The organism is Pelomonas sp. CA6 (assembly GCF_022549225.1).
In the GTDB taxonomy this organism is placed as follows: domain Bacteria; phylum Pseudomonadota; class Gammaproteobacteria; order Burkholderiales; family Burkholderiaceae_C; genus Roseateles.
Window position 1 is genome coordinate 1 of sequence record NZ_JAKZFD010000067.1, and the last position, 355, is coordinate 355.

The window sequence follows — 355 nt, forward strand, 5'->3', positions numbered from 1 at the left end:
GTGGCGGCGCGGGCGACCGCAGGAGGTGCTGCACCACTCGGACCAGGGCAGCCAGTACACCAGCGAGCACTTCCAGCGCCTGCTGGCCGAGCAAGGCATCGTGTGCAGCATGAGTCGCGCGGGTGAGGTCTGGGACAACTCGGCCATGGAGAGCTTCTTCTCCAGTCTCAAGACCGAGAGGACGGCCCGCACGGTCTACCGCTCGCGTGAGCAAGCCAGGTCAGATGTGTTCGACTACATCGAGCGGTTCTACAACCCGACGCGCCGACACTCCACGCTCGGCTACGTCAGTCCGATAGAGTTCGAACAAGCTAGAAAAGCTTAGGTCGGTGTCTGTCGAACCGGCAGCAGCCCA

Annotated in this window: 1 protein-coding gene; it reads left to right on the forward strand. The window is 63.1% G+C overall.

Translation table 11 applies throughout. From position 1 onward, the window contains the following. A partial coding sequence (locus tag LZ017_RS21915; RefSeq protein ID WP_241399047.1) for an IS3 family transposase occupies window positions 1-325 on the forward strand: 325 nt, incomplete at its 5' end. Window positions 326-355: the final 30 nt, after the last annotated feature.